Raw genomic sequence first — 18,192 nt, 5'->3', positions numbered from 1 at the left:
CGCCCACCGGAGAACCCATGCCGCTGCTCACCTCCCTGCCCGACAGCGCCCGTGACGAAGTGCGCCGACTGATCGAGGGCTTCTGCGATCCGCCGTCCCTCGCCGCCCTGTCCGCTCTGCGCAAAGCGCTCGCCGACGACCCCGGTCCGGTCCACGGGCCCGGCCGGGGTGAGGTGCTGCTGCGGCGGCTGCGGGCGATGAGCGAGGCGCTGCCGCCCGGCGCGGGCATCCTCGACGACCCCGCCCGGCTCGCCGCCGTCCACGCCTGCGCCGCCGTCGCCGACCCGCCCCTCTGCCTGGCGGGCCTGGTCCACCATCTGCTCTGCCTGGGCTCGCTGACCGAGCTCTCCGACGACCCCGAGGGTCTGGAGCCCCGGCTGTCGGCGCTGCGGGAAGGGCGCGCCAAGGGCGTCTACCTGATCACCGAGGTGGGCCAGGCCAACAGCCACCTCGCCACCGGCACCCGCGCCGACTTCGAACCGGCCGACGGCTCGTTCGTCCTGCACACGCCCGAGCCGGGCGCCGCCAAGTTCGGGAGCGCGGGTACGGGGGGCGTCGAGCAGACGGGCGTGGTCCTGGCCCGGCTCTTCGTCGAGGGCGTCGACCGCGGGGTCTTCGCGTTCATGGTCGCCCTCACCGACGAGCGAGGTCCGCTCCCCGGGGTCGAGCTGTCCGCGCCGATCGCCCTGGACGCCCTGCCGCTCGACTACGTACAGGTACGGTTCCACCGCCTGCGGGTGCCCCCTGCCCACTGGCTCTCCGACGGGGCCCGGATCAGCCATGACGGCAGGACGACGTTCCACGATCCCGCCGGGTCCCCGGAGCAGCGCCTCCAACGGACCCTGCGGGTGGGGCAGGGGCTGTGGGCAGCCATGCCCGCCGTCGCCGCCGCCACCTCCCGCCGCTCCGCCGTCCGGGCCGTCGACTACGCCCGGCAGCGCCGTACTCAGAGCCGGCTCGCCCCCGGGGTGCCCCTGCTCGCGTACCGGAGCCAGCAGACCGTGGTCCTCGGCGCGCTGGCCGACGCGTTCGCCCTGACGTGCGCCGCCGACGGGGCCCTGTCCGCACGGACCGGAGCCGGCAGCGCCGCGTCATCCCCGCCGGGCGGCGAGGAGTCCATGGGGTTCACGCCGTGGGCGGCCGTCAGCCGACCGCTGGCCGCCTACAAGGCCGTCACCGTCCGGACCGCCGCCCGCCTCACCGCCGAGTGCCAGCACCGGTGCGGCTTCTCGGGCCAGCTGACCGCCAACCACCTCGCCGCCTACCAGGGCTTCCACCACGCCTTCGACACAGCGGGCGGCGACAGCCAGCTGATCTTCTACGACATAGGCCGCGCCCTCGTGGAGGAGGACCGAGGGAAGGAGCCGGAGCCGCAGGAGACCCCGGACCCCACCTCCCCGCACTGGTGGCCCACCCTCCTGCGACTCCACCAGGCCGCTCTCACAAGGGAGTTGATACGGCACGGCGCGACCGATGCCTCCCTGGACCCCTTCGAGCGGTGGAACCCGTTGCTGGAGCAGGCCGGCGTCCTGGGTGAGGTCCGGGCCGTGCTGCTCATGGCCGATGACGTCACCCGCGTACTGGAACGGCTCCACGACCCCGACCTCGTCCGGGCCCTGACTCCCCTGGCCGCCCTGCACGGCATCCTCTACGCCCGCCGCTGGGCCGGTCCACTGCTCGCACTCGGGACCCTGGAACCGGCGGAGTTCGAGGCGCTGCCCGGCGTCGTCCACCGGCTGTGCGATGCCGTGCTGGAGCAACTGCCACTGTTGGTCGAGATATTCGAGGAGCAGGGCGAGCGGGACGCCCTGGACGCCGCGCTCGTCTGGACGCACGGGGCCACCTCATGACCGCCGCCCGCCGCATCGGAGTCCTCGGCCTGGGCACCCACCTCCCGCCCGGCGTCCGCACCAACGAGGACGTGGCCCGCGATGCCGGAGTGTCCGCCCAGTGGATCGGCGAGCGCACCGGAGTCCTCACCCGTCATGTCGCGGGCCCCGACGAGGCGGCGTCCGACCTTGCCGCCCACGCGGTCCGGTCGGCGGTCCGGGCCGCGGGTATCGACGCCGCCGACATCGGCCTGCTGGTCTGCGCGACCTCGACCCCCGACGAGCTGGGGCCCGCCACCGCGTGCCGTGTCCAGGCCGCCGTGGGCGCGCACCGGGCCGTCGCCCTCGACGTCGGCGCGGCCTGCTCCGGCTGGCTGTTCGCGGCCAAGGTCGCCCACGACTGGCTGCGCAGTGCCGAACAGGACGGCTACGCGGTGGTGGTCGGGGTGGAGGCCTACTCCAAGTTCCTGGACCGCACCGACCGGGGCACCTCGGTGCTCTTCGCCGACGGGGCGGCCGCCGCCGTACTGGGGGCGGTGGACGAACCGTACGGGTTCGCGGACTTCCGGCTCGGCTCCGACGGGACGCAGGCCGGGCTCGTCCTGATCCCGGGCGGTGGCAGCCGACTGCCCGCCGCCCCGGCCACGCTCGCCGCCGGTAGCCACCACATCCGCATGGACGGGCGGAGCGTCAGCCGCTTCATCGTCGACGTGCTGCCCCGGCTGATCACCGAGGCACTCCACCGGGCCGGTCTCGGTGTGAGGGACATCGCGTGCTTCGTCTGCCACCAGCCCAACCCCGTACTGCTGCGGCGGCTCGGCGGCGAGCTCGGCATCCCCCCGGACCGGCTGGTCGTCGTCGGTGAGGAGGTCGGCAACATCGGGGCCGCCAGCGCCGCGTACGCGCTCGCCGCCGCTGCCGCCCGGCATGGGCTGCGGCCCGGGGACCGGGTGCTGCTCACCGTGTTCGGCGCCGGGATGACCTGGGGCAGCGCACTCCTCACCTGGAGCGGGGCCCGCGCGCTGATGCCCCCGCCCACACCCACCTCCGACCCCTCCGTATCGAACGTGTCAGAAAGGAACCTGCCATGAACGCTGTGGACCTCTTCCGCCTTGACGGCGCCCGCGCCCTGGTGACCGGCGGCTCGCGGGGCATCGGCCGGGCCGTAGCGGAAGGCCTCGCCGACGCGGGGTGCGACCTGGTGGTGACCGCCCGGACGCTGTCCGCCCTCGACTCCACCGTACGGGCGGTGGAGGACCGGGGCCGCAAGGCCGTCGCCCTCGACGGGGACCTCGCCGAACCGGGCGTGGCGGCAGCCCTGGTCGACCGGGCCGCCGCGGCGCTCGGCGGGCTCGACGTCGTCGTGCACAACGCGGGCACCCTGCCCACGGCCGAGGACGGCAGCCCGCTGCTTCTGCCGCTCCAGCACGCCGAGCAAGGGGACTGGGAGACGGTGATCACCGTCAACCTCAACGCCACGGCCGCCGTCTGCCGGGCGTCCCACCCCTATCTGCTGGAGTCGGCGCGGGCGAGCCTGGTCCTGATGTCCTCCGTCGCCGGGGTCGTCGGCACCCCGATGATGGAGGCGTACGCGGCCACCAAGGCCGCCCAGTTGTCGCTGGCGCGCAGCCTGGCCGTCGGCTGGGCCCGGCAGGGGATCCGCGTCAACGCGCTCTGCCCGGGATGGACGCGTACGGACATGACCACGTTCGCCAGCGAGGCCGACGTCCTGTCGGACTGGCTCACCAGCCATGTGCCGATGGGCCGTTGGGCCACGACGGACGAGGTGGTCGGCGCTGCCCTCTTCCTCGCCTCCCCCGCCGCGTCGTTCGTGACCGGCCACGCGCTGGTCGTCGACGGGGGGCTGGCCGTGCCGGACGGTGGTCTGGCCGGCCACCCGAAGCCGTCCTCGCCCTTCGCGGCGGCCTGAGGTCCGAGGCCTGAGCATGCAGACCACGCGCACCACCACCGCCGTCGTCTCCGGTGTCGGCTCCTGCCTCCCGCCGCCCGTGGTCGACAACGAGGCCGTCATCGCGCGCGGCGCGCTGCTGACCGACGCCGACTGGATCCGGGGCCGCACCGGGATCGAGCGCCGCCGCCATGCCCCGCCCGGTACGAGCACCGGCGACCTGGCGGTCGGCGCGGGCCGGGCGGCGCTCGCCTCGGCCGGGGGCGCCCGCCCGGACCTCGTCCTGCTGGCCACCTCCACCCCCGACCACCCCTGCCCGGCGACCGCCCCGGAGGTCGCCCACCGGCTCGGGCTCGCAACGGTGGCCGCGTTCAACGTGTCGGCGGTCTGCTCGGGATTCCTGTACGCGCTGGCCGTGGCGACCGGCCTGGTGCGCGGCAGGATGTGCGCCACGCCCCTGGTCATCGCGGCGGAGACCTACACCGCCATCGTCGACCCGTCCGACCGGACGACCGCCCCGATCTTCGGTGACGGGGCCGGTGCCGTGCTCCTGCGGTCCGGCGTACCGGACGAGCCCGGGGCCGTCGTCGCCACCGACCTCGGCGCGGACGGCAGTGGGCGGGCCGCGATCACGATCCCGGGCGGCGGCGCCCGTCACCCCCGCCATCTGCCGCCGCCCGCCCCGGACGCGCACTTCTTCCACATGGAGGGCCGTGCCGTCTACGCGCACGCCGTGCGCCGTATGACACGGTCCTCCGAGGCCGTGCTGCGGCGGGCGGGCTGGACGGCCGACTCCGTACGGGCGTTCATCGGCCACCAGGCCAACCAGCGCATCCTGGACTCCGTCGGCGACCGGCTGGGGATCGCGCCCGCGCACCGGTTCGGCAACATCCGCGAGCTCGGCAACACCGCCGCCGCTTCCATCCCCCTCGTCCTCGCCGACCCCGCCGTTCAGCGGGCGCCCGGTGAACGCTGCCTGCTCACCGCGTTCGGCGGCGGCTTCACCTGGGCGTCCGCCGCGCTGACCTGGCCCGGTGTCAGTCCGCTGGCCGAGGAGCCGGACGCGGCCACGTCTCTTGGTACAGCCCCTTCCGTACCGCCACGACCCCTGTGAGGAGCCCCCGATGGAACACGTCTACACCCGCCTCGTGACCCTGCTCGGCGACAAGTTCGAGGTCGCCGCCGATCTCATACGCCCCGACGCCACCCTCGGCGACCTGGAACTGGACTCCCTGGCCGTGGTGGAGCTCTACGTCACCCTCCAGGAGGAGTGGGGCGTCCCGCTCGACGACTCCGAGGCCGCCGCCGAACTGACCGTCGACGAGGTGGCCCGCTCGGTGGCGGAACTGCTCGACGCGGACCGGGCGTCCGGGGCCACACCGTGAGCGAGGACATCGCCGTCACCGGGATCGGCCTGGTGACACCCGGCGGCATCGGCACCGAAGAGACCTGGAGAGCGGTGTGCGCCGGGCGGGCGACGGCGCGCACCGACCCCCTTCTGGCGGACGCGGGCGCGCCGGTGCGGCTCTCGTGCCGGGTACCGCCGCAGGAGCGGGTACGGGGGCGGCTCTGGCGCTTCGACCCCGCCACCCGGTTCCTGCTCACCGCCGCCCGCGAGGCCCTCGCCTCGGCGCGGCTCGATCCGGCCGAGTGGACGCCGGGGCGGGTCGCGGTGGTCGTGGGCACGGCGGCGGGCGGCATCGGCACCCTGGAGACCCAGCACCGCAAACTGCTCACCTCCGGGCCCGGCGCGCTCTCCCCCATGACGCTGCCCGCGTTCCTGCCCAACATGGCCGCCGGGCAACTCGCCCTCGAACTCGGCTCCACCGGGCCCTCGTTGCAGACCTCGACGGCCTGTGCCTCGGGCACGACAGCGATCATCACGGCCTGTCTGCTGCTACGGGCGGGGGCGTGCGACATCGCCGTCGCGGGCGGCACGGACGCCATGGTCACACCCCTGTGCGCCTCGGCGTTCGCCAAGATGGGCGCACTGTCCCGGCGCGAGCGCGACCCCGGTGGCGCCTCGCGCCCGTTCGACCTGGACCGCGACGGTTTCGTGCTGGGCGAGGGCTGCGGGGTGCTCATCCTGGAGCGCGCGGACCACGCCGCCGCCCGGTCGGTCCGGCCGACGGCGCTCCTCGCCGGGTACGGGGCCACCGGCGACGCCCACCACCCCACCGCCCCGCACCCCGAGGGCGCAGGGCTGCGGGCGGCGACCGGGGAGGCGCTGGCCCGGGCGGGGCGCACCCCGGGCGAGGTCGACCACATCAACGCCCACGGCACGAGCACCGCGCTCAACGACGCGGTGGAGGCCACGGCGATCCGGAAGCTGTACGGCTGCGGGGGCGGCCCTTCGGTCACCTCGGCCAAGGGCGTCCTGGGGCACACCATGGGGGCGGCGGGCGCGATCGAGGCGGCACTGACCGTGCTGAGCATCGCCCGCGCGACCGTTCCCCCCACGGCCAACTTCACGACCCCTGACGACGCCACGGCAGGCATCGACATCGTCCGCACCGCCGCCCGGCCCCAGCGTGTCCGTCTCGCCCTCAGCCACTCCCTGGGCTTCGGCGGACACAACACGGTCCTCGCCCTCACGGGCGTCTGACGGGGTGCGCGGTGGGCACGGCGGCGGGCCGCCACTCGTTCGCGCGCGTATCGCTCCGCCTGCGGCCGGGACCCTTGACCGGAAGTTACTTTCCCTATAAGCGTACCTTCTTGGAAGTTTCTTTCACCCCCGGGAAGGAGCTCACGTGCCCCACCGCACCTCCAGACGCACCCTCCTCACCGCCACCGCGGCCGCCACCGCGGCGGCGGCCACCGGCGCCCTCGCCGCATCCGGCACCGCATCCGCGCACCCCGCGAACACCCACACCGACCGCCGGCTGCGGCGGATCATCGCCGGGATGAGCCTGGAGGAGAAGGTCGGCCAGCTCTTCGTGATGCGGGTGTACGGACACTCCGCCACCGACCCGGACCAGGCCGACATCGACGCGAACCTCAAAGAGATCGGGGTCCGCAACGCCGCCGAACTGATCTCCACGTACCACGTCGGCGGCATCATCTACTTCACCTGGGCGCGCAACACCCGCGACCCGCACCAGATCGCCGACCTCTCCAACGGCCTCCAGCGCGCCGCCCTCGCCGAGCGGCACCGCGTCCCGCTGATCGTCTCCACCGACCAGGAGCACGGCATCGTCTGCCGGGTCGGCGAACCCGCCACGCTACTGCCGGGCGCGATGGCCCTGGGCGCGGGCGGCTCGCCCTCCGACACCCGCCGGGCCGCCTGGATCGCGGGCACCGAACTGGCCGCTCTCGGCATCAACCAGAACTACGCCCCGGACGCCGACGTGAACGTCGACCCGGCCAACCCGGTCATCGGCGTACGGTCCTTCGGCTCCGAACCCGAAACGGTCGCCGCCCTGGTCGCGGCCCAGGTGAGGGGGTATCAGGGCGCCGGGATCGCGTCGACCGTCAAGCACTTCCCCGGGCACGGCGACACCAGCACCGACAGCCACACCGGACTGCCGGTCATCGAGCACACCCGCGCGCAGTGGGAGGAGCTGGACGCCCCGCCGTTCCGCGCCGCGATCCGCGCCCGTATCGACGCGGTCATGACCGCGCACATCGTGGTGCCCGCGCTCGACCCGGCCGAGGACCCGGCCACGCTCTCCCGGCCGATCCTCACCGGCGTCCTCCGCGAGGAACTGGGCTTCGACGGGGTCGTCGTCACGGACTCGCTCGGTATGGAGGCGGTGCGCATGAAGTACGGCGACGACCGCGTCCCGGTGCTCGCCCTGCTGGCGGGCGTGGACCAGCTGCTGAACCCGCCGAACCTCTCCGTCGCCTGGAACGCGGTGCTGGAGGCGGTCAGAAGTGGCGAGATCAGTGAGGCGCGGGTCGAGGAATCGATCCTGCGCATCCTGCGGCTCAAAAGCCGACTGGGCCTGTTCCGCGATCCGTTCGTCAGCCGCCGGGGCGTGGACCGTACCGTCGGAATCCGCGCCCACCTGGCTTCCGCCGACCGGATCGCCGAGCGCACGACGACCCTGCTGGAGGACCCCGGCTCCCTGCTTCCGCTCTCCCGCCGCTCCCACCGCGACCTCCTGGTGGTGGGGGCCGATCCCGCCTCCCCCTCCGGGACGACGGGCCCGCCGACCAGCACCCTGGCCCAGGCGTTCGGCGAACTGGGATTCACCGCACGGGCGCTGTCCACCGGAACGGCCCCGGACCGGGCGAAGACCGCCGAAGCCGTGGCCGCCGCACAGGGCAAGGACGCGGTGATCGTGGCGACGTACAACATCACGGCGGGCAACTCGCAGCGCACCCTCGTCACCGCCCTCGTGGCGACCGGTGTCCCGGTGATCACCATCGCGATCCGCAACCCGTACGACATCGCCCATCTCACCGGGACCGGGATCGCGGCCGCCCTCGCCGCGTACTCCTGGACGGACGTCGAACTGCGCGCCGCCGCCCGGGTGATCGCGGGCCACGCCGACCCGCGGGGCGGGCTGCCGGTTCCGGTACAGCGCGCGGACGACCCGACGCGGGTGCTGTACCCGGCGGGCCACGGGCTGTCGTACCAGCCCTACGCCCTCCGGACGGCGGCGGTCCCGCGCCGCTGACACCACGCACCCCGCGCACCGGCGCCGTCGCGCCGCTGCTGCCTGTGGGGTGCGCCGCCGGTCACCGGGAGAGGGAAGGTGACCGGCGGGCGCGCCCGCGGAACCGGGTTCCTACCGGCGCAGCACGGCCTCGTCGCGCTCGATCTCGCCGTTGCGCCGGTCCAGCTTCTTGTTGAACTTCGCCAGCGGCTTGGCCTTCGCCGGGTCCGCCTCGACGGCCGCCGGGGCGACGCCCGCCCAGCGCAGGATCGCGGCGGTGGCCTTCGCCCTCTGGGCTTCGGGGAGACCGGAGACCCGGGCACCGTGGTTGCCGCCGGGGACGGTGAAGACGTAGCTGTCCTTCGACCCGCGCCCGAGCCGGAAGGGCTCCGCGCTCCACGGGTCGTTCTCGCCGTTGACGTACATCATCTGCCGGGCGTTGCGCTTGACCCAGCGGTCGATGTCCCGCATCGCGCCCCGGTCGAACTTCATCGGGATGGAGCGGGGCACGAAGTTGCGCGGGGGCTGGTAGCCGTAGCGGCTCAGCTTGCGGAGCCAGGGCTGCTTGATGTCCGGCGAACCGAGTTCGGTGCCCGCCTGGTAGTAGTACGGGGTGTACGGCTCCAGGCCCTGGTCCGCGTAGAAGGAGAAGCCGGAGATGGCGTCGACGGAGTCCCAGATGTCGTCGTCGGTGGCCTTCTTGGCGTCGGCCGGAATGTCCGCGCAGTCGGCCAGCAGGCTGTACTGCCAGAACGCCCACCCGTAGTCCAGGACCGTGGCCTCGTAGGCGCGGTCGAGGGAGCCGGTGGTGTTGAAGGTCCAGCCGTTGGCGGCGGCCTGCTCCTTGTACTTCTTCTGGAGCGGGGCCCGACGGATCAGCGCCTCGCGCTGCACGCCTGCCAGCTTGTCGCGGCACTCCTTGGTGCCGACCGTGCGGAAGAACCGGTCGTACGCCGAGTCCGCGTTGTTCACGACGTCGTTGGGCGCGACGTAGGCGACGACGCCGTCCATGTCCTTCGGGTAGAAGCGCTCGTAGTACGTGGCGGTCATGCCGCCCTTGGACCCGCCGGTGGCCAGCCACTTCTTGCCGTAGATCTTCTTCAGCGCCGTGAACACCCGGTGCTGGTCGCCGGCGCCCTGCCGGATGTCCAGCTTGGACCAGTCGGCGGGGGCCGGGCGGGACGGGGTGAAGAAGCGGTACTCCAGGGAGACCTGGTTACCGTCGATGATCTGCGTCGGCTCGCTGCGTCTCGGGTTGGTCGAGACGTTGTAGCCGCTGGTGAAGAACACCGTCGGGCGGTTCACGTCCTTGTGCAGCAGGGTGAGGCGCTGCTGGAACGTACCCCTGGACGGATGCCGGTGGTCGACCGGCTGGGTGTAGTCGAGGACGAAGTAGCGGTACCCCTCGTACGGCTTCTCCTCGATCAGACTCATCCCCGGGATGGCCAGGATGCGGTCCTTGATGTCCTCGCTGCTCGCTTCGCCGCTTCCGGCAGCGCCGCTGCTCTGCTTCGCGGTCGGTTCAGCGGCGGTGGCCGCACCGGCCGAGGCCCCCGTCGCACCGGCCGTGCCTATGAGCACCGCGAGCGAGAGAACCCCTGTGAGCGCCTTGCGCATGCACCCTCCCCTTGATTCACAACAGTCGCCGTGAACTTATCGGGGCAACACACGCCACGCCAGACCCAGTTGTCCGTGACAGCTCGTCAGTCCACCGTCAGCACAGAATCCAGCCGGTGGACACCGACTTACCGGCGATCGAGCCGGTGGCCCGGACACACCGGTTCAGCGCGTTGACCGTGACCGGGCCCGCCATCTTCGTGAACGAGCCCTTGTCCGAGACGACGCGGCCGCCGCGCGGCTGGAGGGCGACGCTCATGACCCGCCGCTTTCCGGGCTTCTTGGCGACGGTGACGGCACAGACGTGGGCGCGGCTCTTGTAGACGCGCAGCTCGCCCGTGGAGAACCCGACCGTCTTCGCCGGGCGGCCGGAGCAGACGGAGGCGGCCTGCGCGGTGCCGGGTGCGCCGACCAGCAGCGCCGCCCCGGCCAGCAGCGGCAGAACGAGGAGCTGGACCAGCACCGGCCGCCGCACCGCTCCCCCGGGTCTCGCTGATCCCGTCGACCTCGCCACTCTTTCGAACACGCTTGCCCCCACCTGCCTGACATCCGTACGCACCGCTGCGCTCCTGGCTACGACGCAGCAGGCCTCCGGGTGGTTGCGTCGCGCCGCTCACACCCCCGCGGGCTCGTCCTCCCCTATGCCCTCGCCTATGAAGGCGCGCCACAAGCGGGCGTACTGCCCGTCCCGGGCCAGCAGCTCGGCGTGTGTGCCGTCCTCGACGACGCGCCCGTGGTCCATCACCACGACCCGGTCGGCGCGGGCCGCGGTGGTCAGCCGGTGGGCGACCACCAGCGTGGTGCGGCGGCCGGTGAGCCGGTCGGTGGCCTGGTTGACCAGGGCCTCGCTGGCGAGGTCCAGGGCGGCGGTGGCCTCGTCCAGGAGCAGGACGTCCGGGTCGACGAGCTCGGCGCGGGCCAGCGCGATGAGCTGGCGCTGTCCGGCGGAGAGGTTGCGGCCGCGCTCGGCGACCGCGTGGAGGTAGCCGTCCTCCAGCGTGGCGATCATCTCGTGCGCGCCGACCGCACGGGCCGCGGCCTCCACCCGGGCGTCGGTGGCGTCGGGCAGCCCGTAGGCGATGGCGTCGCGGACCGTACCGGCGAAGAGGTACGCCTCCTGGGGGACGACCCCGAGGCGGTGCCGGTAGGCGGTCATGTCGAGCTTGCGCAGATCGGTGCCGTCGGCGGTGACCCGGCCGCCCGTGGGGTCGTAGAACCGGGCGACCAGCTTCACCAGGGTCGACTTCCCGGCCCCCGTCTCGCCGACGAAGGCGACGGTCTGTCCGGCCGGGATGCGCAGGTCGATGCCGGTGAGGGCCTCTTCCTCCTTCCCGTACGCGAAGGAGACGTTCTCGAACGCGATCTCGCCGCGCAGGGAGGGCACGTCGAGCGGTTCGTCCGGGGCGGCGGTCGAAGTGCGCTCGCGCAGCAGTTCCTGGATGCGGCCGAGGGAGACGGCGGCCTGCTGGTAGCCGTCGAAGACCTGGGAGAGCTGCTGGACGGGGGCGAAGAAGAGGTCGATGTAGAGGAGGTAGGCGACCAGCGCACCGGTGGTGAGCGTGCCGTTGTCGACCCGGCCCGCGCCGACGATCAGCACGGCGGCCGCGGCGACGGAGGCCAGCAGCTGGACGAACGGGAAGTAGACGGAGATCAGCCACTGGCCGCGTACCCGGGCCTGGCGGTAGTGGTCGCTGCGCTCGGCGTAGCGGGCGGCCCCGTCGTGCTCGCGGCCGAAGGCCTGGACGATGCGGAGACCGGCGACGGACTCCTGGAGGTCGGCGTTGACGCCGCTGATGCGCTCGCGGGCCAGTTCGTACGCCTTGACGCTGCTGCGCCGGAAGAAGACCGTGCCGACGATCAGCACGGGCAGGGTCGCGAAGACGATCAGGGCGAGCTGGATGTCCAGGACGAGCAGGGCGACCATGATGCCGAAGAAGGTGACCACGGAGACGAACGCGGTGACCAGCCCGGTCTGGAGGAACGTGGAGAGCGCGTCCACGTCCGTCGTCATCCGGGTCATGATCCGGCCGGTCAGCTCGCGCTCGTAGTAGTCGAGGCCGAGCCGCTGGAGCTGGGCGAAGATCTTCAGGCGGAGCGAGTAGAGGACCCGCTCGCCGGTCCGGCCCGTCATCCGGGTCTCGCCGATCTGGGCGGCCCACTGGACGAGCACGACGGCCAGAGCGATCGCGGAGGCCGCCCACACCGCGCCGATCGAGACCTGGGTGACGCCCTCGTCGATGCCGTGCCGGATCAGGACCGGCAGGAGCAGGCCCATGCCCGCGTCGACGGCGACGAGCCCGAGGCTGAGGAGCAGGGCCCCGCCGAAGCCGCGCAGCAGCCGGCGCAGCCCGTAGGACTCCTCGGGCAGCACGGCGCGCGCCTCGTCGACGTCGGGGGTGTCCGTGGCGGGCGGCAGGGCCTCGACCTGGGCGAGCAGTTCGGGCGTGGCGGGCGTGCCGGCGACGGTGGTGTCCCGCTCCTCCTCCCTGCGGATCCACAGCTCGGGCGTGATGCCCCGCTCCGCGTCGAACTCGGCGTCCAGCTCCTCCTGGAGGGCGCGGTCGCCCCCGGGGTCCGCCTCGGGGTGCGGTGGCCGGTGGCCGGGCGAGGTGCCGCCGAGCTCGTCGGGGTCGGTGAGGAGGCGGCGGTAGAGGGCCGAGGTGCGCTCCAGCTCCTCGTGGGTGCCGAGGGCGGCGAGCTTCCCGCCGTCGAGGACGGCGATGCGGTCGGCGAGTTGGAGGGTGGAGCGGCGGTGGGCGATGAGGAGGGTGGTCCGCCCCTCCATCACCTGTTTCAACGCCTCGTGGATCTCGTGCTCGACGCGGGCGTCGACGGCGGAGGTCGCGTCGTCGAGGAGGAGCAGCCGGGGGTCGGTCAGGATGGCGCGGGCGAGGGCGACGCGCTGGCGCTGGCCGCCGGAGAGGGTGAGTCCGTGCTCGCCGACGGTGGTGTCGTAGCCGTTCGGCAGCTCGGCGATGAACCGGTCGGCCTGGGCGGCGCGGGCGGCCTGTTCGATCTGTTCCTGGGTGGCGTCGGGGAAGCCGTAGGCGATGTTGGCGCGGACGGTGTCGGAGAACAGGAAGCTGTCCTCGGGGACGAGCCCGATCGCGGAGCGCAGAGAGGCCTGGGTGAGCTCGCGGACGTCGTGGCCGCCGATCAGGACGGCCCCGTGCGACACGTCGTAGAAGCGGGGCAGCAGGAGGGAGAGGGTGGACTTGCCGCTGCCGGAGGCGCCGACGATCGCGACGGTCTCGCCCGGCTCGACGGTGAGCGAGAACCCGTCGAGGACCGTCCGCTCGGGGGCTCCGCTTCCGGCGTCGCCGTCAGCGGCGGAGGCGGAGCGCGGCGGAGCGTATCCGAAGCGGACGTCGTCGAACTCGATCCCGGCCGGGGCGTCGGCGGGCAGCTCCTTCGTGCCGTCCTTCAGGGAGGGCTCGGCGTCGATGAGCTCCAGGACGCGTTCCACACCGGCGCGGGCCTGCTGGCCGACGGTGAGGACCATGGCGAGCATCCGGACCGGGCCGACGAGCTGGGCGAGGTAGGTGGAGAAGGCGACGAACGTGCCGAGGGTGATCTCGCCCCGGGTGGCCAGCCAGCCGCCGATGGCCAGCATGGCGACCTGCCCGAGCGCGGGCACCGCCTGGAGGGCCGGGGTGTAGCGGGAGTTCAGCCGGATGGTGCGCAGCCGCCCGGCGAACAGCCTGCGCCCGACCTCGCGGAGCTTGCCGGTCTCCTGGTCCTCCTGGCCGAACCCCTTGACGACCCGGACCCCGGAGACGGCCCCGTCGACGACTCCGGCGACGGCGGCGGCCTGGCTCTGGGCGTACCAGGTGGCCGGGAAGAGGCGGGTACGGGAGCGGCGGGCGATGTACCAGAGCGCGGGGGCGACGGCGAGGGCGACGAGCGTCAGCGGCAGCGAGAGCCACGCCATGATCACCAGGGAGATGAGGAAGAGCAGGATGTTCCCGATGGTCATCGGGAGCATGAACAGCAGCCCCTGGATCAGCTGGAGGTCGCTGGTGGCCCGGCCGACGACCTGCCCGGTGGACAGCTCGTCCTGACGCTTCCCGTCGAGCCGGACGATGGACGCGTACATGTCCGTACGCAGGTCGTGCTGGACGTCCAGGGCGAGCCGGCCGCCGTAGTAGCGGCGGATGTAGGTGGCGATGTAGACGAGGACGGCGGCGGCGACCAGCAGCCCGGTCCAGACCGCGAGGGAGCGGGTGTGCTCGGTGACGACGTCGTCGATGATCACCTTGGTGATGAGCGGGACGAGGGCCATGACGGCCATCCCGGCGAGCGACGAGCCGAGGGCGAGCACGACATTGCGCCGGTACCGCCACGCGTACCCGGTCAGCCGCCGGCCCCACCCCTGTTGCTCTGCGCCCGTCACGCGTTGCCTCCCGTCCGGTTCGATCTTCCGGAAGGGACCAACGCGGCGGGGGGCTGATTTCATCCCTCCGCGACAAACCTCCGCCGAGCACCAGGTCAACGGAGCGCACCCCCGTCACTCGTCCGGCGGACTTCCTGCCCGCCCCAAGTGGATATACACTGTTGGATATATACGCTCTGCGATATGAAAGAACCCTTCATCATCGAGATCGAGCCGGAGGTCCGACTGTGGCTGACGAACCTGTCGGCGAGTGATTACGAGCGGGCGGCCCACGCGGCGGGCAGGCTGGCCCGGAGCGCGACCACACTGGGCGAACCGCACTCCCGGTTCATCGGGGACGGAGTGCGGGAGCTCAGGTTCGAGATGGGGCGCAATCGTGAGGCCGTACGGATCTCGTACTGGCTGGCGCCACAGCGCCGGGTCGTCCTGCTGACCGTCTTCCGCAAGACGCGGCAGCGCGAGAATGCGGAGATCGCCCGGGCCAGGCGCGCCAAGGCGATCTGCGAGACGGAACACGAGCCCGCCCACGACACATTCATCCGCGATGTCTAGACGCGACGTCGGGAAAGGAAGAGCCACATGGTGAGTCACGCGCAGTGGAAGCTTGCCCGGGACCGGAAGGTCGCCGAGAGCATCTCGGAGGGCGAGGACAGCGCCGAGAGCGCGGAGCGCGTACGGCGCCGCCGGGAGCTCGATCTGGCCTGGGATCTCGGGCAGGCGGTCTACGACCGGCGTACCGCGCTGGGCCTGGCCCAGACCGATCTGGCGCGTCGAGCGAACATGACCCAGCCGCAGGTCTCGAAGCTGGAGTTGGGCGGCTCCATGCCCACCGTGCCCCTGTTGGTCCGGCTCGCGCGGGCGATGGACGCGGACTTCAGCCTGCGGCCCGACGCGGAGGGTGTCGTCGGTGTCGCCTTCATTCCGCGCACAGCCGACGCAGAGGCAGGCGCGGAGCCGCCCTCCACGGAGCCCGCGTCCGCCACCGAAGCGGAGGCGGACACGAGCACGGAGAGGGCGGCGGCCACCGGCTGAGGAATGCGGACCTACAGATGCGTCGGCTCGAACATCCGCAGCAGGACCGGGAGCACGACGACGGACGGCCCCGGGGCCGCCAGGGCCTTCGACAGGTCGGCGGCGAGCGACTCCGGCGTCGTACGGACGGCCGGTACGCCGAAGGACTCGGCGAGGGCGACGAAGTCCGGGCGGGACAGTTCCGTGGCCGTGGCCTCGCCGAAAGCGCCCGTCATGTACTCGCGCAGGATGCCGTAGCCCCCGTCGTCGACGATCAGCCAGGTCAGCGGCAGGTCGTACTGACGGGCGGTGGCCAGCTCCGCGATGGAGTACATCGCGCCCCCGTCACCGGAGACCGCGAGCACCGGCTTCGTCGGGTCGGCGGTGGCAGCCCCGATGGCCGCCGGGAAGCCGTAACCGAGACCGCCCGCGCCCTGGGCGGAGTGCATGGTGTTGGGGTGCCGGGCATCGAACGCGGACCAGGCCCAGTACGCCAGGATCGTCATGTCCCAGAAGCTGGGCGCGGCGTCGGGCAGCGCCTCGCGGACGGCGGCGAGGACCTGCTGCTCCAGGGTGAGGTCCTGGGCGGCGATCCGGGACCGCACCTTCTCCAGCACCGTACGTACGCGCTCCGCGACGCCCGCGTCCTGCCGCGGCTCGACGGCCTCCAGGAGGTCGGCCAGCGCCTCGCGGGCGTCGGAGTGGATGCCGAGCGCGGGGTGGTTGGACTCCAGCTTCCCGGCGTCGGCCTCGATCTGGATGACCCGGCCGCGCGGGCGGAAGGTGTGGTAGTTCGAGGAGAGTTCGCCGAGGCCCGAGCCGACGACGAGCAGGACGTCCGCGTCCTCCAGGAAGTCGGTGGTGTGCCGGTCCTCCAGCCAGGAGCGCAGCGAGAGCGGGTGCTCCCAGGGGAAGGCGCCCTTGCCGCCGAAGGTCGTCACGACCGGGGCGTCGATCTTCTCGGCCAGCGCGAGGAGCTTGCCGGAGGCGTCGGAGCGGACGACTCCGCCCCCCGCGAGGATCACGGGCCGCTCGGCGTTCGACAGCAGGTGGGCGGCGGCGATCGTCAGCTCGGGGCGCGGGTGGAGCTCGCGCGGGGTGGCATCCATGGCGCTGACGACCGGCAAGGTCGTCTCGGTGAGCAGCACGTCCTGCGGGATCTCGACCCAGACCGGCCCATGCGGGGCGCTCAGCGCGGACTCCCAGGCGGCGGCGATCGCGGACGGGATCTGCGAGGCGGTCCGCACGGTGTGCACGGACTTCACGATGTCGCGGACGGAGGCCTGCTGGTCGCGCAACTCGTGGAGATAGCCGTGCCGCCCGCCGCCGAGCCCCGCCGCCGGGATCTGGCTGGAGATCGCGAGGACGGGCGCGGAGGCGGCGGCCGCCTCCTGGAGCGCGGCGAGCGAGGTGAGCGCACCGGGCCCGGTGGAGAGCAGCAGCGGCGCGACCTCACCGGTGATCCGGCCGTACGCGTCGGCGGCGAAGCCCGCGTTGTTCTCGACACGGAGCCCGACGTACGAGAGGGCGGAGCGGCGCAGCGCGTCGAACATGCCGAGCGCGTGCTGCCCGGGCAGGCCGAAGACGGTGGTCGCGCCGAGCCCCTGGAGGGACTCGACGACCAGGTCACCGCCGTTGCGGCCGGGCGGCGGGGTCAGCACGGCGGCGGCCTGCGCGGGAGTGAGCCGCGGCCGGTCGTCGTGATCGTGGCTCACTTGGCGTCCTTGGCTTCCTTCGCCGCCGCGATCTGGCGGGACATGATCGTCGTCAGCTCGTACGCGGCGTGCGAGGCGGCCACGGAGGTGATCTCGGCGTGGTCGTACGCCGGGGCGACCTCGACCAGGTCGGCGGAGACCAGGTGGCAGGAGGACAGCCCGCGCAGGATCTCCAGGAGCTCTCGGGAGGTGAGACCGCCCGCCTCGGGGGTGCCGGTGCCGGGGGCGTGCGCCGGGTCCAGGACGTCGATGTCGATGGAGATGTAGAGCGGCCGGTCGCCGATGCGCTGGCGCAGCTGGTCGGCGATCTCGTCGACGCCGCGTCGCATGACGTCGGCGGAGGTGACGATGCCGAAGCCCATCTTCTCGTCGTCGGTCAGGTCCTGCTTGCCGTAGAGCGGGCCGCGGGTGCCGACGTGGGAGAGCGCGGAGGTGTCGAGGATGCCCTCCTCGACGGCCCTGCGGAACGGGGTGCCGTGGGTGTACTCGGCCCCGAAGTAGGTGTCCCAGGTGTCCAGGTGCGCGTCGAAGTGGAGCAGCGCGACGGGCCCGTGCTTCTTGGCGACGGAGCGCAGGAGGGGCAGCGCGATGGTGTGGTCGCCGCCGAGCGTCATGAGGCGTGCGCCGGTGGACAGCAGGTCGTCGGCCGCGCCCTCGACGGTCTCGACGGCCTCGTTGATGTTGAACGGGTTCGCCGCGATGTCCCCGGCGTCCGCGACCTGCGCGAGGGCGAACGGCGACGCGTCCTGGGCCGGGTTGTACGGGCGCAGCAGCCGGGAGGCCTCACGGATCGCGTTGCCGCCGAAGCGGGCGCCGGGCCGGTAGGAGACCCCGGTGTCGAAGGGCACGCCGACCACGGCGACGTCGGTGCGGCCGACCTCGTCGAGCCGGGGCAGCCGGGCGAACGTCGCGGGCCCGGCGTACCGCGGGACGCGGGAGGAGTCGATGGGGCCGCGCGGCGCTTCGGTGCTGCTCATGGGGGTGTGCCTTTCCTTCGTTTTCGTACGGGTTTCGGATTTCGTACGGTGTCCAGTGTGCGGGGTGATCCGGCGCGCCCCGAATCCGGCCCGGGGGGGCCGTCCTCAGACGCCGGACGGGCTCGGTCCGGCGGGGGCCT

14 protein-coding genes are annotated in these 18,192 nt (G+C 72.9%); 9 read left to right on the top strand and 5 right to left on the bottom strand.

All coding sequences use genetic code 11. The features are described 5' to 3' along the window. The first annotated feature begins 17 nt into the window (after window positions 1–17). The 7 genes from CIB93_RS08585 (at window position 18) to CIB93_RS08555 (ending at window position 8,360) form a co-directional block, all read left to right on the top strand. Window positions 18–1,850, top strand: a complete 1,833-nt coding sequence (locus CIB93_RS08585; RefSeq protein ID WP_096625694.1) for an acyl-CoA oxidase — start codon at window positions 18–20, stop codon at window positions 1,848–1,850. Beyond that, entirely contained in the window at window positions 1,847–2,920 is a 1,074-nt protein-coding gene (locus CIB93_RS08580; RefSeq protein ID WP_096625692.1) for a 3-oxoacyl-ACP synthase III family protein, read from the top strand. The genes CIB93_RS08585 and CIB93_RS08580 overlap by 4 nt, the downstream gene beginning before the upstream one ends. Next, window positions 2,917–3,759, top strand: coding sequence for an SDR family NAD(P)-dependent oxidoreductase (locus CIB93_RS08575; protein WP_096625690.1), 843 nt, complete (start codon window positions 2,917–2,919; stop codon window positions 3,757–3,759). Before CIB93_RS08580 ends, CIB93_RS08575 begins: the two co-directional genes overlap by 4 nt. 16 nt (window positions 3,760–3,775) lie before the next feature. Then, window positions 3,776–4,852 carry a beta-ketoacyl-ACP synthase 3 gene (locus tag CIB93_RS08570; RefSeq protein ID WP_096625688.1) on the top strand — a complete coding sequence of 359 codons (1,077 nt, stop codon included), beginning with the start codon at window positions 3,776–3,778 and terminating at the stop codon, window positions 4,850–4,852. Between the two features lie 10 nt (window positions 4,853–4,862). Further along, window positions 4,863–5,123 (top strand): acyl carrier protein, encoded by a 261-nt coding sequence (locus CIB93_RS08565; protein WP_096625686.1) that lies wholly within the window; start codon window positions 4,863–4,865, stop codon window positions 5,121–5,123. Continuing rightward, window positions 5,120–6,343, top strand: a complete 1,224-nt coding sequence (locus tag CIB93_RS08560) for a beta-ketoacyl-[acyl-carrier-protein] synthase family protein (protein WP_096625684.1) — start codon at window positions 5,120–5,122, stop codon at window positions 6,341–6,343. The genes CIB93_RS08565 and CIB93_RS08560 overlap by 4 nt, the downstream gene beginning before the upstream one ends. 145 nt (window positions 6,344–6,488) lie before the next feature. After that, window positions 6,489–8,360: a glycoside hydrolase family 3 protein gene (locus CIB93_RS08555; RefSeq protein WP_096625682.1), complete on the top strand. Its 1,872-nt coding sequence runs from the start codon at window positions 6,489–6,491 to the stop codon at window positions 8,358–8,360. A gap of 111 nt (window positions 8,361–8,471) precedes the next feature. On the opposite strand, the gene CIB93_RS08550 is transcribed toward CIB93_RS08555, so the two are convergent. The 3 genes from CIB93_RS08550 to CIB93_RS08540 form a co-directional block, all read right to left on the bottom strand. After that, a complete protein-coding gene (locus tag CIB93_RS08550) occupies window positions 8,472–9,956 on the bottom strand; it encodes a S28 family serine protease (protein ID WP_096625680.1) in 1,485 nt (494 codons plus the stop codon). A 97-nt stretch (window positions 9,957–10,053) separates the two neighbouring features. Continuing rightward, window positions 10,054–10,419, bottom strand: a complete 366-nt coding sequence (locus CIB93_RS08545; RefSeq protein ID WP_096625750.1) for a hypothetical protein — start codon at window positions 10,417–10,419, stop codon at window positions 10,054–10,056. Window positions 10,420–10,569: 150 nt separating this feature from the next. Beyond that, complete coding sequence (locus CIB93_RS08540) at window positions 10,570–14,349, bottom strand: ABC transporter ATP-binding protein (protein ID WP_096625678.1); 3,780 nt, start codon at window positions 14,347–14,349, stop codon at window positions 10,570–10,572. A gap of 183 nt (window positions 14,350–14,532) precedes the next feature. On the opposite strand from CIB93_RS08540, the gene CIB93_RS08535 reads away from it, so the two are divergent. Together CIB93_RS08535 and CIB93_RS08530 are read left to right on the top strand one after the other, a co-directional pair. Beyond that, window positions 14,533–14,901 (top strand): type II toxin-antitoxin system RelE/ParE family toxin, encoded by a 369-nt coding sequence (locus CIB93_RS08535; RefSeq protein WP_096625676.1) that lies wholly within the window; start codon window positions 14,533–14,535, stop codon window positions 14,899–14,901. 27 nt (window positions 14,902–14,928) lie between these two features. Continuing rightward, on the top strand, window positions 14,929–15,381 hold the full coding sequence (locus CIB93_RS08530) for a helix-turn-helix domain-containing protein (protein ID WP_096625674.1): 453 nt from the start codon (window positions 14,929–14,931) through the stop codon (window positions 15,379–15,381). Between the two features lie 11 nt (window positions 15,382–15,392). Here CIB93_RS08530 and CIB93_RS08525 read toward each other — a convergent pair whose 3' ends face one another. After that, the gene (locus CIB93_RS08525) at window positions 15,393–17,075 is read right to left on the bottom strand and encodes a thiamine pyrophosphate-binding protein (RefSeq protein ID WP_096625672.1); all 1,683 of its coding nucleotides are present in this window, start codon (window positions 17,073–17,075) and stop codon (window positions 15,393–15,395) included. Continuing rightward, the gene (gene speB, locus CIB93_RS08520; protein ID WP_096625670.1) at window positions 17,072–18,052 is read right to left on the bottom strand and encodes an agmatinase; all 981 of its coding nucleotides are present in this window, start codon (window positions 18,050–18,052) and stop codon (window positions 17,072–17,074) included. Before speB ends, CIB93_RS08525 begins: the two co-directional genes overlap by 4 nt. Window positions 18,053–18,192 lie beyond the last annotated feature (140 nt).

This window comes from Streptomyces sp. WZ.A104 (assembly GCF_002382885.1).
In the GTDB taxonomy this organism is placed as follows: domain Bacteria; phylum Actinomycetota; class Actinomycetes; order Streptomycetales; family Streptomycetaceae; genus Streptomyces.
This window is presented reverse-complemented; position numbering and strand designations above follow the sequence as displayed.